We start from the raw sequence: 19,040 nt of genomic DNA, 5'->3' as shown, positions 1-19,040 counted from the left end.
CTGTTAGACCCTCAAGCCACGAGGCTACCCCATGATCCGCGAAGAATTCCTGCGTTTGGCCGCTGCCGGCTATAACCGTATCCCGCTTGCCTGCGAAACTCTTGCCGACTTCGACACGCCGCTGTCGATCTACCTGAAACTGGCTGACGAACCTAATTCCTATCTGCTGGAATCGGTTCAGGGCGGAGAAAAGTGGGGCCGTTACTCGATCATCGGTTTGCCATGCCGCACCGTGTTGCGGGTCCATGACCATCACGTCAGCGTGACCCATGACGGCATCGAGATCGAAAGCCACGAAGCCGAAGATCCACTGGCCTTCGTCGAAGCATTCAAGGCTCGGTACAACGTGCCGACCATCGCCGGCCTGCCGCGCTTCAATGGCGGCCTGGTGGGTTACTTCGGTTACGACTGCGTGCGTTATGTGGAAAAGCGTCTGGGCAAATGCCCGAACCCGGATCCGCTGGGCGTGCCGGACATTCTGCTGATGGTGTCCGACGCGGTGGTGGTGTTCGACAACCTCGCCGGCAAGATGCACGCCATTGTTCTGGCCGATCCATCCCAAGAGGATGCGTTCGAACAAGGTCAGGCGCGGTTGCAGGAACTGCTGGAAAAACTCCGCCAACCGATTACCCCGCGACGTGGGCTGGATTTCAGCAAACAGCAGTCTGCTGACCCGATCTTCCGTTCCAGTTTCACCCAGAACGATTACGAGAAAGCCGTCGACACCATCAAGGAATACATCCTCGCCGGTGACTGCATGCAAGTCGTGCCGTCCCAGCGCATGTCGATCGACTTCAAGGCAGCGCCGATTGATCTGTACCGGGCGCTGCGCTGCTTCAACCCGACGCCTTACATGTACTTCTTCAACTTCGGCGACTTCCATGTCGTGGGGAGTTCGCCGGAAGTGCTGGTGCGGGTTGAAGACAATCTGATCACCGTCCGACCGATTGCCGGCACCCGCCCACGTGGTGCCAACGAAGAGGCTGATCTGGCGCTGGAAAAAGACCTGCTGTCCGACGACAAGGAGATCGCCGAGCATTTGATGCTGATTGACCTGGGTCGCAACGACACCGGCCGTGTTTCGGAAATCGGCTCGGTGAAACTCACCGAGAAGATGGTGATCGAGCGTTATTCCAACGTGATGCACATCGTCTCCAACGTCACCGGGCAGTTGAAAGCCGGGTTGACGGCGATGGACGCGTTGCGGGCAATTCTGCCGGCCGGCACGTTGTCCGGCGCGCCGAAAATCCGCGCGATGGAAATCATCGACGAGCTGGAACCGGTCAAGCGTGGCGTCTACGGTGGCGCGGTTGGCTACTTTGCATGGAACGGCAACATGGACACCGCGATTGCGATTCGCACCGCCGTGATCAAGAACGGCGAGCTGCATGTGCAGGCCGGTGGCGGCATCGTTGCCGACTCCGTGCCGGCGCTGGAATGGGAAGAAACCTTGAACAAGCGTCGTGCGATGTTTCGCGCGGTGGCGCTGGCTGAGCAGACTCCAGAAAGCTGAGTTCGCTTCCGCCTGGATGTTGCTCAATTCAAAAAAACGCGGCGCCTGTGAGGGCGTCGCGTTTTTTTATGCGTGCTGTTTGCCGGATCAGAAATCCAGCGCAACGCCGACGTTGACGCCTTGCTGGGTAAAGTCATCATCCTTGCGAATGAGGTAGCTGGCCCGCAGCGCCAGGTCTTGGGTGAGGTTGTGACTGACGCCCAGATTCACCCGATTCGAATGACTTTGCGGTGTATAGCCTACGAGTTTGAAGTCGTTGGCCGGCAAGCTGTTGAGGGCGATGTTCACTTTCTGCACATCGTCTTCGTACTCGCGCTCGTAGGCGTATTCACCAAACACCCGGGTTTGCGAAGTGATCTGATACTTGCCCTGCAGACCCAGGCCCAGGCGCTTCGAATCACGGGTCTGGTCATCGAAGTTCAACGCTGTGGCGCGGTTGCTGTTCTCCGAATATCCGTCGACCTCTACCTTGGCATAATCAGCGCTCACGAACGGCGACAGGTGCCATTGGCTGCCAGGTTGCGCGATGTCGTAACCCACGCGAGTACTGAACGCCCAGAGATGGCCGTCAGTATCACCTTTCTCCGCACCTTCGCTGGCACCCAGGTCGAACTTGCGTTTGAGGTTGTCGTAATCCAGCTTGCCGCCGGTCAGCGCGGCATCTGCCCACCAGCGGTTCTGCTGGAACTGGGCGAAGGCGGTGGCGAGGTAGCTGTTGAGTTTGTAGTCCGAATCGTTGCTGCCGGCTTCCAGGGTTTGACGATAAAAGCCTGCCGCTACGCCGACGCGCCAGGCGTCATTCAGACGATAGCTGCCACCGATATTCAGGTTGTAGCCGCTGCCATCGGCACTGGCGCCGCTGGATTGGCTGTCGATATCAAGATGCTGTCCGCCACCGGCGACGATTGCCCGCCATTGTCCTACAGCCTGCCAGCTCTCCCAATCCGATTGCCATTGGCTGCGCAATTCGTCCTGGTGAGCACGTAATGTGGCGTGGGCCATTTCCGGCAACAGCGTCAGTTCCCATGGCGCTGCCAATAAGGAGTAGGCGTAATCGGAAATCAGCTTTTGTCCGGCTTCGGTGGGGTGAACCCCGTCGTTGTAAATCAGCTTGCTCGGGTCCGGGGTGGCGCTGTTGATGCCGTATCTGGCGTTTTCCGTGCAGCCGTTACCGCTGAAGCAAGTGGCCGTGAGGTTCTGGTCAGTCGCGAGGCCGAATCGGCCCGGGTCCGCGAACGACTCTTGCAACAGCAACGGAATGTTCAACGGAATGATTTCTGCGTTGATGCCCTGCAGACGTTGCACCAGCTGCAGGTTGAACTGGTTGCTGAGCTGCGTGGCCGCTGTTTGTAACCCCGTGCCGTTGATGGCTGGCGTCAGGCCGATGTCAGGCAGCAGCCACACCATGACGTACTTCGCGCCGGCGGTTTGCAGGACCTGCACGCTGTCCGCCAGTCGGTCCGCTGCCGCGTTGGCTTGGGCGGGGCTGAGGATGCGCCCTTGCAGGAAGTCGTTGCCTCCGCCGGAGAGGTAGTAAAGCGCGTTCGGATCGGCGCGGAAGTTGTTCGATGGCAGGTAACCGGCTCGGGTGCGTTCGCCCGTGGCGGATTGGGTGGTAATGGAGTCAAGGATCTGATCGGTGCGATACCCGCCTACGGCCCAGTTGTTGCCATCCGGAAGGCCCTGATTGGCGCGTACGGCTGAGCTCGAAGCAGCCGTCTCGTCCGGAGTGAAACCCAGCCGTCCACCCAGCAACTGCGTGGAATTGAGCGAGCGGAATTCGCCGCTGCCATCCTGATAGAGCGGTCCGGTCCGGTTGGTGTAGCGCTGGGTCGCACCGGCAGGACCGCCCGTGTCGGTAAAGGTCCCGGCATCGTTGAGGCTGTCGCCGAAGACGACGAAATTCGAATAAGGATTTGGAGCGGCGATCGCCTGGGCGCAGGCCATTGCGAGCAAGCATCCGGCGAGCGGTACAAACAGCGTCTGTTTGATCATGAGCAAGTCCGTTTATTTATTGTTGTAGTGAACGAAACGACAGTACCAAAATCTTCCGGCCTTTTGCCATCGGTCACGAACCCTTCGATAGTTTCCCCAGCCGTCGGCCCCACCATATTGCACGCTCCGCCCAGCTAAGTTACTGTGCCGAGACGTATGAATGAGACCTTCCCCGTGTTGATCATCAGCAAACTTCTGGATCAAGTCATCAAGGCACACGCCCGCTGGCGTTGGCGCGCCTGAATTCCTTTGCCGGCCTCGCCGGTCCTGTACCGATTTACCTTCTTTACCCGTTTCAATTGCCGCTTTGCTGGCGCCACTCCAGCACCTGACAAAGCGCAGCGCTCCGCGGGTAATCGTTTGAAGGTCATGTTCAAAGTCAGTGAATTCAAGAGGTTCCAAGCGCCATGTTGCTGATGATCGATAATTACGACTCTTTTACCTATAACGTTGTGCAGTACCTTGGTGAGCTCGGCTCCCAAGTCAAAGTCGTGCGCAACGACGAACTCACCATTGCCGAAATCGAAGCGCTCAACCCGGAGCGCATCGTCGTGTCGCCGGGTCCATGCACCCCGACCGAAGCAGGCATTTCCATTGAAGCGATCAAGCATTTTGCCGGCAAGCTGCCTATTTTAGGTGTTTGCCTCGGTCACCAGTCCATCGGCCAGGCCTTTGGTGGTGACGTGGTCCGCGCCCGTCAAGTGATGCACGGTAAGACTAGTCCGGTATTCCATGAGGACAAGGGCGTTTTTGCAGGTCTGAATCGTCCGTTGACGGTGACCCGCTATCACTCGCTGATCGTCAAGCGTGAAACCCTGCCCGATTGCCTCGAACTGACGGCATGGACTCAGCTGGAGGACGGCTCGGTCGACGAGATCATGGGCCTGCGCCACAAGACGCTGAACATCGAAGGCGTGCAATTTCACCCCGAATCGATCCTCACCGAACAAGGTCACGAACTGTTCGCCAACTTCCTCAAACAAACCGGCGGCACGCGCTAAGGACTTTCCATGGATATCAAGACAGCCCTGAGCCGTATCGTCGGCCACCTCGACCTGAGCACTGATGAGATGCGTGATGTCATGCGCGAAATCATGACCGGGCAATGCACGGACGCGCAGATCGGCGCGTTCATGATGGCCATGCGCATGAAGAGCGAAAGCATTGACGAGATCGTCGGTGCGGTGTCGGTCATGCGCGAATTGGCGGACAAGGTAGAACTCAAGACGCTGGACGGTGTGGTTGACGTAGTGGGCACTGGCGGCGACGGTGCCAATATCTTCAACGTTTCGACCGCGTCCTCGTTTGTGGTCGCGGCTGCGGGTTGCACCGTGGCCAAGCACGGTAACCGTGCGGTATCGGGTAAAAGTGGCAGCGCTGATCTGCTGGAGGCGGCCGGTATCTATCTGAACCTGACGCCCATTCAGGTGGCGCGCTGCATCGATAACGTCGGCATCGGCTTCATGTTTGCCCAGACTCATCACAGTGCGATGAAGCACGCCGCCGGCCCACGACGCGATCTGGGCCTGCGCACGATGTTCAACATGCTCGGCCCGCTTACGAATCCGGCTGGCGTTAAACATCAGGTGGTCGGCGTGTTCAGCCAGGCGTTGTGCCGGCCATTGGCCGAGGTCTTGCAACGTCTTGGTAGCAAACACGTGTTGGTGGTGCACTCGAAGGACGGCCTGGACGAGTTCAGTCTGGCGGCACCGACTTTTGTAGCGGAATTGAAGAACGACCAGATCACAGAGTATTGGGTCGAGCCAGAAGATTTGGGCATGAAGAGCCAGAGCTTGCATGGCCTGGCAGTTGAAAGCCCGGCGGCTTCGCTGGAACTGATCCGCGATGCCCTGGGCAAGCGCAAGACTGAAAACGGTCAGAAAGCGGCGGAAATGATTGTGCTCAATGCCGGTGCTGCGCTTTACGCCGCCGACCATGCCACCAGTTTGAAAGAGGGCGTTGCCCTGGCGCACGATGCGCTGCATACAGGTCTCGCTCGAGAAAAGCTTGAGGAGCTGGGTGCATTTACCGCGGTATTCAGAGTGGAGAATGAGGGATGAGTGTACCGACGGTTCTGGAAAACATTCTGGCGCGCAAGGTCGAAGAAGTTGCCGAGCGCAGTGCTCGTGTGAGCCTTGCCGAGCTGGAACGTCTGGCCAAGGCGGCCGATGCACCCCGTGGTTTTGCCGAGGCGTTGATCGCTCAGGCCAAGTTGAAACAACCGGCGGTGATTGCTGAAATCAAGAAGGCATCACCAAGCAAAGGCGTGATTCGCGAGAACTTCATTCCAGCCGACATCGCCAAAAGTTACGAAAAGGGCGGCGCGACCTGCCTGTCCGTACTCACCGATATCGATTACTTCCAGGGTGCCGACGCGTACCTGCAACAGGCTCGCGATGCCTGCAAACTGCCGGTGATTCGCAAGGATTTCATGATCGATCCGTACCAGATCATCGAAGCCCGGGCGCTGGGTGCGGACTGCGTGCTGTTGATCGTCTCCGCACTGGATGACGTGAAGATGGCCGAGTTGGCAGCCGTTGCAAAAAGCGTCGGCCTTGATGTGCTGGTGGAAGTGCACGATGGCGATGAGTTGGAGCGGGCCTTGAAAACCCTCGACACGCCGCTGGTGGGCGTCAACAACCGCAACCTGCATACCTTCGATGTGAGTCTGGAAACCACGCTGGATCTGCTGCCGCGTATTCCGCGGGATCGTTTGGTGATCACTGAAAGTGGCATTCTTAATCGCGCCGACGTTGAACTGATGGAAATCAGCGATGTGTATGCGTTCCTGGTCGGGGAGGCGTTCATGCGCGCTGAAAGCCCGGGCACTGAATTGCAGCGTCTGTTTTTCCCTGAGCGCGGCACTGCAATCAGTGGTTCGACACTCGACTGACTCGACCTCTTCGCGAGCAGGTTCACGCTCACATTGAACGCGGCTGATGTGGGTGTGAACCTGCCGGCGAAGATGGCTTCAGATGCACCATGGAATGACCCGTCAAACGGACTCTCTTATGCACCCGACCTCGCTAATCGTAGAAGCTGGACTGCTCGCCGAACAGGATCTGCTGGCCTCGGTTTGCTCCGGTGAATCGGAATTCGGCCTGTTGTTCTGGCAACCCAGCGATAAAGCGCTGGTCATGCCTCGACGCCTGAGTCGCCTGCCTGGTTTCGAGGCTGCCTGCGATGCATCGGCGGCTGCAGGCTGGCCTGTGTTGCTGCGTGAAACCGGCGGTGAGCCAGTGCCTCAGTCGGCATCGACCATCAATATTGCCCTGGTTTACGCACCGCCTGCTCGGGAAGGGGATTTGAATCGCATCGAAACCGCGTACCGGCGCCTTTGCGATCCGATCTGTCAGCTTCTGGATGAGTTGGGGGGCGTGTCGTCTCTGGGTGAAGTCGACGGCGCGTTCTGCGACGGTCGTTTTAACGTCAACCTCGACGGGCGCAAGATGGTCGGTACTGCTCAGCGCTGGCGCCAAAGCAAGGGCGGTACGCGTCCCGTCGGCCTGGTGCACGGAGCTTTGTTATTGGATAACGAGCGTGAGTCGATGGCTGCAGCGGTCAATCGGTTCAACGAGGCGTGCGGTCTGGATCAACGGGTTCGCGCCGAGAGCCACATCGCCTTACATGAAAAGTTCACCGCACCTGATGCGCTGGAGCGGCTCGATACGCTTTATCGTCAGTTGCTGGCGGAAGTGGTTGCGGCTTAGTTTTCGAACTTGACGCGTAACTCAACGTGTACCGAAGACCACCATGGTCTTGCCTTTGACGTCCACCAGGTTGCGCTCTTCCAGATCTTTGAGCACGCGACCGACCATCTCTCGTGAACAGCCAACAATCCGCCCGATTTCCTGACGCGTCACCTTGATCTGCATGCCGTCGGGATGCGTCATGGCATCGGGTTGCTTGCACAGTTCTAAAAGGCAGCGGGCAACGCGGCCGGTCACGTCGAAAAACGCCAGATCGCCGACTTTGCGCGTTGTATTGCGCAGACGCTGTGCGATTTGTCCGCTAAGCACGTAAAGAATGTCCGGGTCTTGCAGGGACAGTTCACGGAATTTTGCGTAGCTGATCTCCGCGACTTCGCATTCGATCTTGGCCCGTACCCAGGCACTGCGTTCCTGTTCCAGACCGGCCTGTTCAAACAGGCCGAGCTCTCCGAAAAAGTCTCCGGAGTTAAGGTACGCGATGATCATTTCACGGCCATCGTCATCTTCTATAAGGATGGTGACCGAACCTTTGATAATAAAGAACAGCGTTTCCGAGCGATCGCCGGCACAAATGATGTTGCTCTTGGCCTGATACCGGCGGCGCTGGCAATGCATCAGCAGCTTGTCGAGGTTTTTGATTTTTGGGGTGGGAGCAATAGCAACCATGGTTGTATCCCGAAAAGACTGCACGGTGTGTTTGGTTTTTTTTAGGCGCTTGCGAAGGCCCGGACCGCGAGCGGACGGACTGCTTATTCGCTTCAAGCTGGCTATGCGCCAGTGAATTGGCGCCAGCATAACAGACACTTTCTGCAACATTCGAGATTTTGCCTACGCAGGCGAAGGTTATGTCCTACGGAGGTGAGCGCTGTCAATCAAGGACCCTGTGCTAAGCTGGCGACCCTTTTTTATGTAGTGGAGTCTTGGCGATGAAGGCACGCATCCAATGGGCTGGCGAAGCCATGTTCCTCGGCGAATCCGGCAGCGGCCATGTCGTGGTCATGGACGGTCCCCCTGATGCCGGCGGTCGCAACCTGGGTGTCCGTCCGATGGAGATGCTCTTGTTGGGTGTTGGCGGATGCAGCAACTTCGATGTGGTCAGCATCCTCAAGAAGTCCCGTCAGGCGGTAGAGAGCTGCGAAGCTTTCCTTGAAGCCGAGCGCGCCACCGAAGATCCAAAGGTATTTACCAAGATCCACATGCACTTTGTGGTCAAGGGCCGCGGGCTGAAAGAAGCTCAGGTCAAACGCGCCATTGAGCTGTCGGCCGAGAAGTATTGCTCGGCTTCGATCATGCTCGGCGCGGCAGGCGTGGAAATTACCCACGACTACGAGATCATTGAGCTCGGTTGAAATCGACATTCCCCCCGATGCAAAAAAGGCGACTACCTCACGGCAGTCGCCTTTTTACTGGCTGATGCAAAACTCGATTGGCGCAAGGATCGCCCGCGATTGCGTCTTGAATATCGCCATCGGGGACAAGTCTTGCTCCTGAGGTCAGATTCGATAAGTACTCTTGGTCATGACCTTGGCCAATAAGCTCATCCCGAATTTCACAGGAGCCGGGAAGCGAAAGCCCCCAGCATCCAGTGCACTCTGCGCGTGATGCTCTTCATCCGTGCGCATCTGTTCAAGAATTGCTCTGGATTTTTCATCTTCCGCTGGCAGTTGCTCGAGGTGCTCGTTCAAGTGTTTGCACACCTGATGCTCGGTGGCGGCGACGAACCCCAGGCTGACTTTGTCGCTGATCAAACCGGCGACCGCACCTATTCCGAACGACATGCCGTAGAACAACGGGTTGAGAATGCTGGTGTGGCTGCCCAATTGATGGATGCGTTGTTCGCACCAGACCAGATGGTCGATTTCTTCTTCGGCGGCATGTTCCATGGCGGCACGCACTTGCGGCAGTTTCGCCGTAAGGGCTTGGCCTTGGTACAGCGCCTGGGCGCAGACTTCGCCGGTGTGGTTGATGCGCATCAGGCCGGCAACGTGCCGGGTGTCTTCGTCGCTCATTTGCACATCAGGCTGCACGATAGCCGGGGACGGACGGTACGGCTGGCCACTGAACGGTAGCAGGGTACGCATCGCCGCATCGGCTTGCAGCAGTAGACGGTCAATCGGCGAGTAGTGACGTTGGGTAGTCATGCTGACCTCCGGGAAGAATCTCGGCGGCCAGTTTAACCGAATCGGCCGGTGAAGGTTTGCGTTGGGTCATTTGGGGGAGAGGGCGTCTCCTGGAACAAGCCCTCTCCCGCAGGGTTTGTGCAATCAGCCCGGCGGCCAGTGCATCTGACGCTGACCCAGCACATGCATATGGATGTGATAGACGGTTTGACCGCCTTCTTCATTGCAGTTCATCACGACGCGGAAGCCTTTTTCGCAACCCAGTTCCAGAGCGAGACGCTGGGCTGTGAACAAGATATGCCCGGCCAGTGCCTTGTCGTCCTCGGTGAGGTCATTCAGGGTGCGCACCGGTTTCTTCGGGATTACCAGAAAGTGCACGGGTGCCTGCGGGGCGATGTCGTGGAAGGCCAGAACCTGGTCGTCCTCGTAAATGATCTTTGCCGGGATTTCCCGGTTGATGATCTTGGTGAACAGAGTATCCACAGCTGTTTTCTCCGTTGTTTAGGCAGTCCTGAGTGTACCCACGCAAGCTACACCATCCCAGTGTTATGCCGTAAGACCGATCAGCGAGGGCAGTAGGCCTTGTTGACCATGCCTGCGATTATCCGGTTCAGCCAGCGTGAGCCGAGGCGCGGCAGGAAGGCGAACCACCGGTTGCACTGACCTGGAATAATAATGGCGCGATTTTTTTCCAGCGCTCGCACGGTGTAAAGAGCAACCTCTTCGGCACTCATCATCCGCTTGTTGTTTTCAAGCTTGGCGGTGTCCATCTGAGCGGTGCTGAAAAACGCTGTGCGGGTAGGGCCGGGGCAGAGCACCGACACCTTGATCGCACATTTCTTGAGTTCTACGCGTAAGCCTTCGGAAAAATTCAGCACATAGGCTTTGCTGGCGTAGTAGGTGCTCATCCATGGGCCAGGCTGGAACGCCGCCAAGGAGGCAACGTTCAGAATCTGCCCGCCACCCTGCAAGGCCATCGTGTTGCCGATGGCGTGACACAGGCGAGTAAGGGCCAGAATGTTGACCTCGATCAGGTCCTGTTCGGTCATCCAGTCCTGAGCCAGGAAGGGGCCACAGGTGCCAATACCGGCGCAGTTCACCAGCAGATCAATCTGCCGGTCACCTTCCTCGAGCTCCAGCAAAAATCCGGACAGCCGCAAGGGCTCTCCCAGATCGCAGGCTCGGAACAGTACCTCCACACCAAAACGCTGGGTCAGTTCGATCGCAATACTTTCCAGCTGATCACGCTGTCGGGCCACTAATAGCAGGCTGCGGCCACGGCGGGCCAGCGCTTCAGCCATCGCCAGGCCGATGCCGCTGGAAGCGCCAGTGATCAGAGCGTAACGGGTCATTCAGTTCTCCATCGCAACAGCTCCGCGCCAGTGACGCGGGTGTCACGTGCGGGGAGCGCTGTTCATTCTTTCGTAGAGTCTACAGGGGGCTGGGCTTCTTCTGCTGCTTCGTCAGCGGAATTTGGCGCTGGCTCTGCTTCCACTGCGGTCTGATCTTCGATCTCTTCGGTGGTGACGGAGTCACTTTCGTAGCTGCTCTGGGTCGCGTTTTCGTATTCATCCTGAATTGCCGTGAGGCCACCCGCCAACCCTCCAATGAACAGGATCGCGATAAACACCAGCCACAACGCAGAAAGCACTTTCACTGCGTTGCTGTTGGGCGGTGGCGGTGCACCGTACCGATTGGCCGTGCTGTTCCCCGGCACAACCATCATCACGAACGGAAAGAAGCTACCGATAAAGGGGACGAGGTTCAGCAGCCACAACCAGCCGGACCAACCGATATCGTGAAGACGCTGGACGCTGAACTGGATACTGACAAAACCCAGTGCGACGACGAGGATGAACGCCAGCAGACCTGCAAGAATCAGCGCGGCGTTTGAATCCGAACTGAGAAGCGCCAGACCAAAAAGCGCAAGCACGATCCCGATGCCGAGTGTCACGAGCGTCAGGACCATCGTCCAGGCAAGAAAGCGTAAGCGTCCGATACGTCCCTGAAAGCTGAACGGCTTGAGCGGAGCAAAGTCGGGGAATGCTTCTCCGACCGCGGCGCGTGGCGGGGCATAGGGCGAATCCTGATCCGGCGAGGGGGGCGCGTAGGACGGGGCCGGTTCGTGAACGTCAGCCAAATCCAGCTCGATCGTTGGTTCGCTTTCGATCCGCGCATCAATGCCGGTTTTCATTAGTGCCTGTAAATATGTCTGGGCATCGGCGTGCGACAGGTCACGCTTGAGAGCAACCGGGCGCCCACTGAACAGTCGTTCGATGGCCGTTACATCGCTTTTGAACAACTCGGCGAGATTGAGCTTGGCCGTAGTGACATCGACGCCTGGCAGCAGAGCGCCGTCGAATACGATCTTGAAACGGTTTTCGCTCATTGCGAGGCATCCTTGTCGCGAGTGTTTGAATGAGAGATGCATACGCCGATCGCAATCGACCGGTTTCTGCATTTAGCGAGGCCAGCGCTTCGGCAGCGTTGCGGCCAGTTCCAGCGCCTTGCGGTATTCGCTGTCGAGGCGCGCGACCAGTTCATCAACGCCTGGTAAGTCATCGATTTCACCTACGCCTTGGCCGGCGGACCATACGGTCTTCCAGGCTTTTGCTTCATCGCTTACAGGTTTGAGTTTGGAGCCGAAGTCAACTTCCCCTTTGCCTTGCAATGCCGCCATGTCGAAGCCGGCAGCCTCAAGGCTTTGACGCATGAAGCTCGCCGGAACACCCGACACTGCTGGAGTATGAACGATGTCGGCTGCTCTGGAACTCAGTAGCATCTCTTTATAGGCATCGGGCGCATGACTTTCGGTGGTGCCGATAAATCGCGTACCGAAGTAGGCCAGATCCGCGCCGAGCAATTGTGCGGCAAGAATCTCGTGGCCGTGGTTCAAACAGCCGGCCAGCAGCAGCGTTTTATCAAAGAACTGGCGAATCTCGGCAATCAAGGAAAATGGACTCCAGGTGCCCGCATGTCCACCGGCGCCCGCCGCCACTGCAATCAAGCCGTCTACCCCGGCCTCTGCAGCTTTCTCGGCATGGCGACGGGTCGTCACGTCGTGAAACACCAGCCCACCGTAGCTGTGAACCTCATCCACCAGTTCTTTCACAGCGCCAAGGCTGGTGATCACAATGGGAACCTTGTGTTCGACACAGATCGCGAGGTCCGCTTGCAGCCTTGGGTTACTGCTGTGGACGATCAGGTTTACTGCATAGGGCGCCGGATTTTCCAGTGTCGCCAAACCCGCTTCAATCTCTTCCAGCCAGGCCTTGAAGCCGCTGCTCTCGCGTTGGTTGAGCGCGGGGAAGCTCCCCACTACGCCATTACGGCAGCAGGCGAGTACCAATTGTGGATTGGAGATCAGGAACATCGGCGCCGCCACAACCGGTAGGCGCAAACGTTGTTCAAGCAAAGCGGGCAGCGACATTGTAGGTACCCCGAAAAGTAGCGCGTAGTGAAGTTAGAAAGGTCGAACCACGACCAGAATTACGATAGCCAGCAATATCAGAACCGGCACTTCATTGAACCAGCGATAAAAGACATGGCTGCGGGTGTTTTCGCCACGGCCAAAGCGTTTTACCTGCGCGCCGCACATGTGGTGGTAGCCGATCAGAATCACTACGAGCGTCAGCTTGGCGTGAATCCAGGCACCCTGGCTGAATATGCTGGGGTTCATGGCGATCAGTGCGATGCCGAAGATCAGCGTGGCGATCATTGCCGGTCCCATGATGCCGCGGTACAGCTTGCGCTCCATGATGCTGAAACGCTCCTTGCTGACGGTGTCCTCACTTTGGGCGTGATAGACAAACAGGCGTGGCAGGTAGAACAGGCCGGCAAACCAGCAGACCAGACTGACGATATGAAAAGCTTTGAGCCATAGATAAAGCATTTTTTAGGTATTCCCAGGTTCACGGTAGCCTGGATAGTAGAGGCTTGAGGCTCCGCGCGTCACCTTGCCGGTTGTCGCAGCGCGATGCGGGCCCTATTATCGACGGCTTTCCAGTGGTTTCGTTTGAGGGCAGGTTTATGGTCAAGGTCGGTATCGTCGGCGGCACGGGTTACACCGGTGTCGAACTGCTGCGTCTGTTGGCACAGCATCCGCAAGCTGAAGTGGTGGTCATCACTTCCCGATCCGAGGCCGGTCTGGCCGTGGCTGATATGTATCCAAACCTGCGCGGTCACTACGACGGCCTGGCGTTCAGCGTTCCAGACATCAAAACCCTGGGTGCCTGCGATGTGGTGTTCTTCGCCACGCCTCACGGTGTCGCGCATGCCCTGGCGGGTGAGCTGCTAGCGGCCGGGACCAAGGTCATCGACCTGTCCGCGGACTTCCGCTTGCAAGACGCTGATGAGTGGGCGAAGTGGTACGGACAGCCGCACGGTGCTCCGCAATTGCTTGAAGAGGCCGTTTATGGCTTGCCGGAAGTCAACCGCGAGCAAATCAAACAGGCTCGTCTGGTTGCTGTTCCTGGTTGCTACCCGACTGCTACCCAACTGGGATTCCTGCCATTGCTCGAAGCGGGGCTGGCCGACACCACGCGTTTGATCGCTGACTGTAAATCCGGCGTCAGCGGTGCTGGTCGTGGCGCTGCCGTAGGTTCTCTGTACTCGGAGACATCGGAAAGCATGAAGGCTTACGCCGTCAAAGGTCACCGTCATTTGCCGGAAATCCGCCAGGGTCTGCGCCGTGCCTCGGGCAAGGAAGTTGGCCTGACCTTCGTACCGCACCTGACACCGATGATCCGCGGCATTCACTCGACGCTCTACGCGACAGTCGTGGATCGCTCGGTGGACCTGCAGGCGCTGTTCGAAAAACGCTATGCCGACGAGCCGTTCGTCGACGTGATGCCAGCCGGTAGCCATCCGGAAACCCGTAGCGTGCGTGGTGCGAACGTGTGCCGAATTGCCGTGCACCGTCCACAGGATGGGGATCTCGTCGTGGTATTGTCGGTTATCGACAATCTGGTGAAGGGGGCGTCGGGCCAGGCGGTGCAGAATCTCAATATCATGTTCGGTCTGGATGAGCGCCTGGGTCTTTCCCATGCAGGCATGTTGCCGTAAGACTTATCCCCAACAGCAAAAAGGCCTGGATATCAGGCCTTTTTGCATTCTTGTCTGACGATTTGCTTGATTGATATACCGTAACAATAGTTGACCGATTTTCTAGGAGAAGCGGATAATGCGCGTCATCACGCATTATGGCGGCGTAACGCCGGGAGATAGTTAGCATGAGCGTCGAATCCTTCACCCCCACGGCTTTGCAATTCACCCACGGTGCTGCGCACAAGGTGAAGAGCCTGGTCGATGAAGAGGGGAATGATCGCTTGAAGCTGCGCGTATTTGTTACGGGTGGTGGTTGTTCCGGGTTTCAGTACGGCTTCACCTTCGATGAAGAAGTGGCCGATGACGACACGATCGTTGAGCGCGAAGGTGTGAGTCTTGTCGTTGATCCGATGAGCTTTCAGTACCTGGCAGGTGCCGAGGTGGACTACCAGGAAGGTCTGGAGGGTTCGCGTTTTGTGATCAAGAATCCGAACGCCTCCACCACGTGTGGCTGTGGTTCTTCGTTCTCGATCTGAATACGCTTCAAGATAATACCGAGCGCCGCATAACCTGAGAGTTTTGCGGCGTTTTGCTGTCTGGAGTTTGCTGGGGAGCAGTCAGGCGGGATAGATAGCGCCGAGCACCCGCAAGCCTCGAGCGCCAGTGACGCTGGGGCGATTGGCGGCAATGCCTGCGAGGCAGCAGTGGGCCAGCCAGGCGAAGGCCATCGCTTCTACCCAATCCGGGTCGACGCCGTAAGCGGCAGTGCTGCAGACTCTTACGTTGGGTAACAGACGGGACAGGCGATGCATTAGCGTGGCGTTGTGCGCGCCGCCGCCGCAGACCAGCACCTCACGCGTATCTGATTGAGCGCTTTGCAACGACTCAGTGATTGTCAGGGCGGTCAGTTCCAGCAGTGTTGCCTGCACATCTTCGATGGCGAACGTCGGCAACAGTGAAAGATGCTGTGTCAGCCAGGGTAGGTTGAACACTTCTCGGCCGGTACTTTTAGGGCCTTTGGTGACGAAAAACGGATCGCTCAGTAGCGCTTTCAACAAGACAGGTTCGACTTCGCCGGTGGCAGCCCAAAGGCCGTCGCGATCAAAGTTGTCGCCGCGTTGTTGATGAATCCAGGCGTCCAGAAGAACATTTCCCGGGCCGCAGTCGAATCCCGCAACGGGTTTGCCGGGTTCAATAAGGCTGAGGTTACTGAAACCTCCGACATTCAGCACTGCGCGGTTGCCGGCCTGCTCTTCAAACAATGCTTCGTGGAAGGCTGGCACCAGTGGAGCACCTTGCCCGCCGGCGGCTACGTCGCGGCTACGGAAGTCGCTCACCACGGTGATGCCCGTCAGCTCGGTCAGCAGGGCAGGGTTGCCAATTTGCACGGTAAAACCGCGCGCTGGTTCGTGGCGAATGGTCTGGCCGTGGCTGCCAATGGCGCGGATGTCCTCAGGTTTCAGGTCTTGTTGTTCGAGGAGAGCGTGGATGCCTTGGGCGGCCAGCTTCACCCAGTTTTGCTGGGCGATGGCGGAACGGGCGATTTCGTCTGGGCCGCTGGCGCACAAGCCAAGCAACTCGGCGCGCAATGAGTCCGGCATGGGGATGTAGTGCGTGGCGATCAGTTTGATCGCCGGGGTCAGCTCTATAAGCGCAATGTCCAATCCATCAAGGCTGGTCCCGGACATCACGCCTATATAGAGGGCCATGGTTTAGCGCTTGCTCGAAGCGAGCATAGTGGCCTTCTCTTGATCCATGCGCGCCATCAGCGGCTGGCTCTGCGCGAGGAAGCGTGCGCGCTCGGCTTTGGCGATCGGATCGGCCATGGGCAGCTTCTGGCCCAGCGGGTCGACGTGTACGCCGTTGACCTGGAACTCGTAATGCAAGTGTGGGCCGGTGGACAGGCCGGTGGTGCCAATGTAGCCGATTACCTGGCCTTGCTTGACGGAGCCGCCAGTCTTTACGCCCTTGGCGAAACCTTGCATGTGCCCGTACAGCGTGCGGTAGGTATTGCCGTGCTGGATGATCACTGTATTGCCGTAGCCGCCGCGGCGCCCGGCCAGCAACACCTTGCCATCACCCGCGGCCTTGATCGGCGTACCGCGTGGGGCAGCATAATCGACCCCTTTGTGAGCGCGAATTTTGTTCAAAATCGGGTGTTTGCGGCCCATGGAGAACTTGGAGCTGATGCGGGCGAAATCTACCGGAGTACGAATGAACGCCTTGCGCATGCTGTTGCCGTCAGCGGTGTAGTAGCTGCTATTGCCTTGTTTGTTGGTGTAGCGCACTGCAGTGTAAGTCTTTCCCCGATTAGTGAAGCGTGCCGACAGGATCGGGCCGTTACCGACGGCCTTGCCATTGACGACTTTCTGCTCGTAGATCACGTCAAACTCGTCACCCTGGCGGATGTCCTGAGCAAAATCGACGTCATAGCCGAACACACTGGCCATGTCCATGGTCAGGCTGTGGGACAGGCCTGCACGGGCGGCGGACTGCGACAGCGAGCTGTTAATCACGCCGTGGACGTAGGCGGAGCGTACGGTGGGCTTGGCGGTAATGCGATTGAACGTATAACCCTTGTCGTTCTTGGTCAGGGTAATGCTTTCAAGGTCGCTGACCTTACTGTGCAGGTTGGTCAGCTGACCTTCCGGATTCAGTTCGAATTCAAGTTTCTGACCATGCTTGAGTTGGCTGAATTGCTTGGCTTGCTTATCGCTGGCCAGCACTTCATGTACCGACGCTGCCGGCAGGCCGACTTTCTCGAACAAGGTTGAGAGCGTGTCGCCTTTGGAAACGATCACTTCCCGATGATTTGGGGCCTTCTTTTCTTCAACAGCCGGCGCTGGTGCAGGTTCTACCTGAGCGGTTTCCTTGGTTTCTTCAACGCTGTTTTCAATCTGCGCGAAAGGGGAGGTTGCGGACTCATTTGTGGCTTGAGCGGCTTCAGCAGCGTCTTGATCTTGTGTCAGTTGTTCAGCAGGGCTTTCCAGTTCAAGACTCAGGGTTGTCTTTTTGGCTTCAACATCACTGGAAGGGAATACCAGAAGCGCCAGGCTCAGAAGGGCGGCAATACCGCTTGCTGCGAGCAGGTGGGTCTTCGGGTAAAGCGGCGGCGCTTTAGACGATTCTTTGGTCATAGGTAATTTTTGACTTTGAAGAAGATGAATTGGAATAGATGAATGACATGATGAAGATGAAATAACTGTATAAAATATAACCAAATCATCTCTGAAGCAAGTCCGTGGTTACTCTGCCAGCGGATTGGCGTCATTGCGCCGGCCAAACTTTGTATTTGAGGCGTGATCTTGTATGGTTGGTACCCTTTGAATTCGAGCCTTGCGGGTCTGTTATGAAGTCGGTTGAAGAGCAGCTAGCGCTGATCAAACGTGGTGCGGAAGAACTGTTGGTCGAGTCAGAGCTTGTTGAGAAGCTAAAGCGCGGCCAGCCGCTGCGTATTAAAGCGGGCTTCGATCCGACTGCGCCGGATTTGCACCTGGGTCACACCGTGCTTATTAATAAGCTGCGCCAGTTCCAGGAGCTTGGGCATCAGGTGATCTTCCTTATAGGGGATTTCACCGGAATGATCGGCGATCCGAGCGGGAAAAGCGCAACGCGTCCTCCGCTGACTCGCGAGCAGGTGCTCGAAAATGCTGAAACCTACAAAACTCAGGTTTTCAAGATTCTTGATCCGGCCAAGACCGAAGTGGCATTTAACTCCACCTGGATGGATCAGATGGGGCCGGCTGACTTTATTCGGCTGACTTCGCAGTACACCGTCGCACGCATGCTCGAGCGTGATGATTTCGACAAGCGCTATACGACTAATCAGCCAATCGCTATTCATGAGTTCCTCTATCCGTTGGTGCAGGGGTATGACTCTGTTGCGTTGCGCGCGGATGTCGAGCTGGGCGGCACGGACCAGAAGTTCAACCTCTTGATGGGGCGTGAGCTGCAGCGTGGTTATGGTCAAGAGCCTCAGTGCATTCTGACCATGCCATTGCTGGAAGGTCTGGATGGCGTGAAGAAGATGTCCAAGTCGCTGGGTAACTATGTCGGTATTCAGGAAGCGCCTGGTGTCATGTACAGCAAGCTGGTGTCTATTCCGGATGCGCTGATGTGGCGCTATTTCGAGTTGCTCAGCTTCCGCTCCATGGATGAGATAAATGCATTCCGTGCGGATGTGGAGTCGGGTGCCAATCCGCGTGACATCAAGATCAAGCTGGCCGAAGAGATCGTGGCGCGTTTTCATGGTGAAGAGGCTGCGGCCAACGCTCACCGTGCAGCAGGTAATCGCATGAAAGATGGCGAGCTGCCGGAGAACTTGCCGGAGATTGAGTTGGCTGCTGCTGAAGATATGCCGATTGCGGCCGTCCTTAATAAGGCAGGCTTGGTCAAAAACTCGGCTGTGGCGCGTGATCTCCTGAATGCTGGTGGTGTGCGTATAGATGGTGAGGTTGTCGATCGCACCTTTATATACGCGCTGGGCGCGACCCATGTCTGCCAGGCCGGAAAGAAGGCATTTGCGCGCATTACGCTCAAATCGGAATAAAGGTGAAATAAGGGGTTGACGGCGAATTGTAACGGTCTATAATTCGCCCCAATTCCGGCGCAGTCGAAACGGAAAACTCCTTGGTAAACAAAGAGTTACGCAGTTTT

At 57.4% G+C, this 19,040-nt stretch carries 19 protein-coding genes; 9 read left to right on the top strand and 10 right to left on the bottom strand.

The genetic code is table 11. The features are described from left to right. The first annotated feature begins 31 nt into the window (after positions 1–31). On the top strand, positions 32–1,513 hold the full coding sequence (gene trpE / locus AC3ZVB_RS21525) for an anthranilate synthase component I (RefSeq protein ID WP_194693783.1): 1,482 nt from the start codon (positions 32–34) through the stop codon (positions 1,511–1,513). An 87-nt stretch (positions 1,514–1,600) separates the two neighbouring features. Here trpE and estP read toward each other — a convergent pair whose 3' ends face one another. Further along, positions 1,601–3,508, bottom strand: a complete 1,908-nt coding sequence (estP, locus tag AC3ZVB_RS21520; RefSeq protein ID WP_162436282.1) for an esterase EstP — start codon at positions 3,506–3,508, stop codon at positions 1,601–1,603. A gap of 407 nt (positions 3,509–3,915) precedes the next feature. Between estP and AC3ZVB_RS21515 the strand changes: the two genes are divergently transcribed. The 4 genes from AC3ZVB_RS21515 (at position 3,916) to AC3ZVB_RS21500 (ending at position 7,218) form a co-directional block, all read left to right on the top strand. Continuing rightward, positions 3,916–4,509, top strand: a complete 594-nt coding sequence (locus AC3ZVB_RS21515; RefSeq protein ID WP_007980194.1) for an aminodeoxychorismate/anthranilate synthase component II — start codon at positions 3,916–3,918, stop codon at positions 4,507–4,509. 9 nt (positions 4,510–4,518) lie between these two features. Further along, positions 4,519–5,568, top strand: coding sequence for an anthranilate phosphoribosyltransferase (trpD, locus tag AC3ZVB_RS21510; RefSeq protein WP_162436283.1), 1,050 nt, complete (start codon positions 4,519–4,521; stop codon positions 5,566–5,568). Further along, positions 5,565–6,401 carry an indole-3-glycerol phosphate synthase TrpC gene (gene trpC, locus AC3ZVB_RS21505; protein WP_490147690.1) on the top strand — a complete coding sequence of 279 codons (837 nt, stop codon included), beginning with the start codon at positions 5,565–5,567 and terminating at the stop codon, positions 6,399–6,401. The genes trpD and trpC overlap by 4 nt, the downstream gene beginning before the upstream one ends. Before the next feature lie 94 nt (positions 6,402–6,495). Next, positions 6,496–7,218, top strand: coding sequence for a lipoate--protein ligase family protein (locus tag AC3ZVB_RS21500; RefSeq protein ID WP_490147689.1), 723 nt, complete (start codon positions 6,496–6,498; stop codon positions 7,216–7,218). Positions 7,219–7,239: 21 nt separating this feature from the next. On the opposite strand, the gene crp is transcribed toward AC3ZVB_RS21500, so the two are convergent. After that, positions 7,240–7,884: a cAMP-activated global transcriptional regulator CRP gene (gene crp, locus AC3ZVB_RS21495; protein WP_490147688.1), complete on the bottom strand. Its 645-nt coding sequence runs from the start codon at positions 7,882–7,884 to the stop codon at positions 7,240–7,242. A gap of 260 nt (positions 7,885–8,144) precedes the next feature. On the opposite strand from crp, the gene AC3ZVB_RS21490 reads away from it, so the two are divergent. Continuing rightward, entirely contained in the window at positions 8,145–8,567 is a 423-nt protein-coding gene (locus AC3ZVB_RS21490) for an OsmC family protein (RefSeq protein WP_008061600.1), read from the top strand. Positions 8,568–8,711: 144 nt separating this feature from the next. On the opposite strand, the gene coq7 is transcribed toward AC3ZVB_RS21490, so the two are convergent. The 6 genes from coq7 to hemJ all read right to left on the bottom strand — a co-directional run bounded on the left by coq7 (position 8,712) and on the right by hemJ (position 13,230). Continuing rightward, a complete protein-coding gene (gene coq7, locus AC3ZVB_RS21485; RefSeq protein WP_162436287.1) occupies positions 8,712–9,359 on the bottom strand; it encodes a 2-polyprenyl-3-methyl-6-methoxy-1,4-benzoquinone monooxygenase in 648 nt (215 codons plus the stop codon). Positions 9,360–9,482: 123 nt separating this feature from the next. Continuing rightward, positions 9,483–9,821, bottom strand: coding sequence for a histidine triad nucleotide-binding protein (locus tag AC3ZVB_RS21480; protein WP_008027110.1), 339 nt, complete (start codon positions 9,819–9,821; stop codon positions 9,483–9,485). Between the two features lie 80 nt (positions 9,822–9,901). Continuing rightward, a complete protein-coding gene (locus tag AC3ZVB_RS21475; protein WP_490147687.1) occupies positions 9,902–10,690 on the bottom strand; it encodes an SDR family NAD(P)-dependent oxidoreductase in 789 nt (262 codons plus the stop codon). Positions 10,691–10,752: 62 nt separating this feature from the next. After that, on the bottom strand, positions 10,753–11,727 hold the full coding sequence (locus AC3ZVB_RS21470) for a DUF805 domain-containing protein (protein ID WP_490147686.1): 975 nt from the start codon (positions 11,725–11,727) through the stop codon (positions 10,753–10,755). A 72-nt stretch (positions 11,728–11,799) separates the two neighbouring features. Beyond that, complete coding sequence (locus AC3ZVB_RS21465) at positions 11,800–12,768, bottom strand: NAD(P)H-dependent flavin oxidoreductase (RefSeq protein ID WP_490147685.1); 969 nt, start codon at positions 12,766–12,768, stop codon at positions 11,800–11,802. A gap of 33 nt (positions 12,769–12,801) precedes the next feature. Next, entirely contained in the window at positions 12,802–13,230 is a 429-nt protein-coding gene (gene hemJ / locus AC3ZVB_RS21460) for a protoporphyrinogen oxidase HemJ (protein ID WP_162436290.1), read from the bottom strand. 137 nt (positions 13,231–13,367) lie between these two features. Here hemJ and argC point away from each other — a divergent pair, with 137 nt between their 5' ends. Both argC and erpA read left to right on the top strand, forming a co-directional pair. Beyond that, positions 13,368–14,402, top strand: a complete 1,035-nt coding sequence (gene argC / locus AC3ZVB_RS21455) for an N-acetyl-gamma-glutamyl-phosphate reductase (RefSeq protein ID WP_490147684.1) — start codon at positions 13,368–13,370, stop codon at positions 14,400–14,402. A 167-nt stretch (positions 14,403–14,569) separates the two neighbouring features. Beyond that, positions 14,570–14,920, top strand: a complete 351-nt coding sequence (gene erpA, locus AC3ZVB_RS21450; protein WP_007947969.1) for an iron-sulfur cluster insertion protein ErpA — start codon at positions 14,570–14,572, stop codon at positions 14,918–14,920. A gap of 81 nt (positions 14,921–15,001) precedes the next feature. On the opposite strand, the gene AC3ZVB_RS21445 is transcribed toward erpA, so the two are convergent. Beyond that, positions 15,002–16,093 carry an anhydro-N-acetylmuramic acid kinase gene (locus AC3ZVB_RS21445; protein WP_490147683.1) on the bottom strand — a complete coding sequence of 364 codons (1,092 nt, stop codon included), beginning with the start codon at positions 16,091–16,093 and terminating at the stop codon, positions 15,002–15,004. Between the two features lie 3 nt (positions 16,094–16,096). Beyond that, positions 16,097–17,521 carry a peptidoglycan DD-metalloendopeptidase family protein gene (locus AC3ZVB_RS21440; RefSeq protein WP_490147682.1) on the bottom strand — a complete coding sequence of 475 codons (1,425 nt, stop codon included), beginning with the start codon at positions 17,519–17,521 and terminating at the stop codon, positions 16,097–16,099. Between the two features lie 212 nt (positions 17,522–17,733). Here AC3ZVB_RS21440 and tyrS point away from each other — a divergent pair, with 212 nt between their 5' ends. Beyond that, on the top strand, positions 17,734–18,933 hold the full coding sequence (gene tyrS / locus AC3ZVB_RS21435; RefSeq protein WP_162436294.1) for a tyrosine--tRNA ligase: 1,200 nt from the start codon (positions 17,734–17,736) through the stop codon (positions 18,931–18,933). Positions 18,934–19,040: the final 107 nt, after the last annotated feature.

Source organism: Pseudomonas sp. MDV22-iso1 (assembly GCF_058145095.1).
Note: the sequence above shows the minus strand (reverse complement) of the source record. Positions and strands in the feature narration are given on the sequence as shown.

Bases quoted from the DNA above. Each gene is read 5' to 3' on its own strand.
- tyrS (WP_162436294.1), top strand. From the start codon at position 17,734: ATGAAGTCGGTTGAAGAGCAGCTAGCGCTGATCAAACGTGGTGCGGAA.
- estP (WP_162436282.1), bottom strand. From the start codon at position 3,508: ATGATCAAACAGACGCTGTTTGTACCGCTCGCCGGATGCTTGCTCGCA.
- AC3ZVB_RS21490 (WP_008061600.1), top strand. From the start codon at position 8,145: ATGAAGGCACGCATCCAATGGGCTGGCGAAGCCATGTTCCTCGGCGAA.
- AC3ZVB_RS21440 (WP_490147682.1), bottom strand. From the start codon at position 17,521: ATGACCAAAGAATCGTCTAAAGCGCCGCCGCTTTACCCGAAGACCCAC.
- crp (WP_490147688.1), bottom strand. From the start codon at position 7,884: ATGGTTGCTATTGCTCCCACCCCAAAAATCAAAAACCTCGACAAGCTG.
- trpD (WP_162436283.1), top strand. From the start codon at position 4,519: ATGGATATCAAGACAGCCCTGAGCCGTATCGTCGGCCACCTCGACCTG.
- AC3ZVB_RS21445 (WP_490147683.1), bottom strand. From the start codon at position 16,093: ATGGCCCTCTATATAGGCGTGATGTCCGGGACCAGCCTTGATGGATTG.
- AC3ZVB_RS21475 (WP_490147687.1), bottom strand. From the start codon at position 10,690: ATGACCCGTTACGCTCTGATCACTGGCGCTTCCAGCGGCATCGGCCTG.
- AC3ZVB_RS21500 (WP_490147689.1), top strand. From the start codon at position 6,496: ATGACCCGTCAAACGGACTCTCTTATGCACCCGACCTCGCTAATCGTA.
- erpA (WP_007947969.1), top strand. From the start codon at position 14,570: ATGAGCGTCGAATCCTTCACCCCCACGGCTTTGCAATTCACCCACGGT.
- coq7 (WP_162436287.1), bottom strand. From the start codon at position 9,359: ATGACTACCCAACGTCACTACTCGCCGATTGACCGTCTACTGCTGCAA.
- trpE (WP_194693783.1), top strand. From the start codon at position 32: ATGATCCGCGAAGAATTCCTGCGTTTGGCCGCTGCCGGCTATAACCGT.
- AC3ZVB_RS21470 (WP_490147686.1), bottom strand. From the start codon at position 11,727: ATGAGCGAAAACCGTTTCAAGATCGTATTCGACGGCGCTCTGCTGCCA.
- AC3ZVB_RS21465 (WP_490147685.1), bottom strand. From the start codon at position 12,768: ATGTCGCTGCCCGCTTTGCTTGAACAACGTTTGCGCCTACCGGTTGTG.
- trpC (WP_490147690.1), top strand. From the start codon at position 5,565: ATGAGTGTACCGACGGTTCTGGAAAACATTCTGGCGCGCAAGGTCGAA.
- hemJ (WP_162436290.1), bottom strand. From the start codon at position 13,230: ATGCTTTATCTATGGCTCAAAGCTTTTCATATCGTCAGTCTGGTCTGC.
- AC3ZVB_RS21515 (WP_007980194.1), top strand. From the start codon at position 3,916: ATGTTGCTGATGATCGATAATTACGACTCTTTTACCTATAACGTTGTG.
- argC (WP_490147684.1), top strand. From the start codon at position 13,368: ATGGTCAAGGTCGGTATCGTCGGCGGCACGGGTTACACCGGTGTCGAA.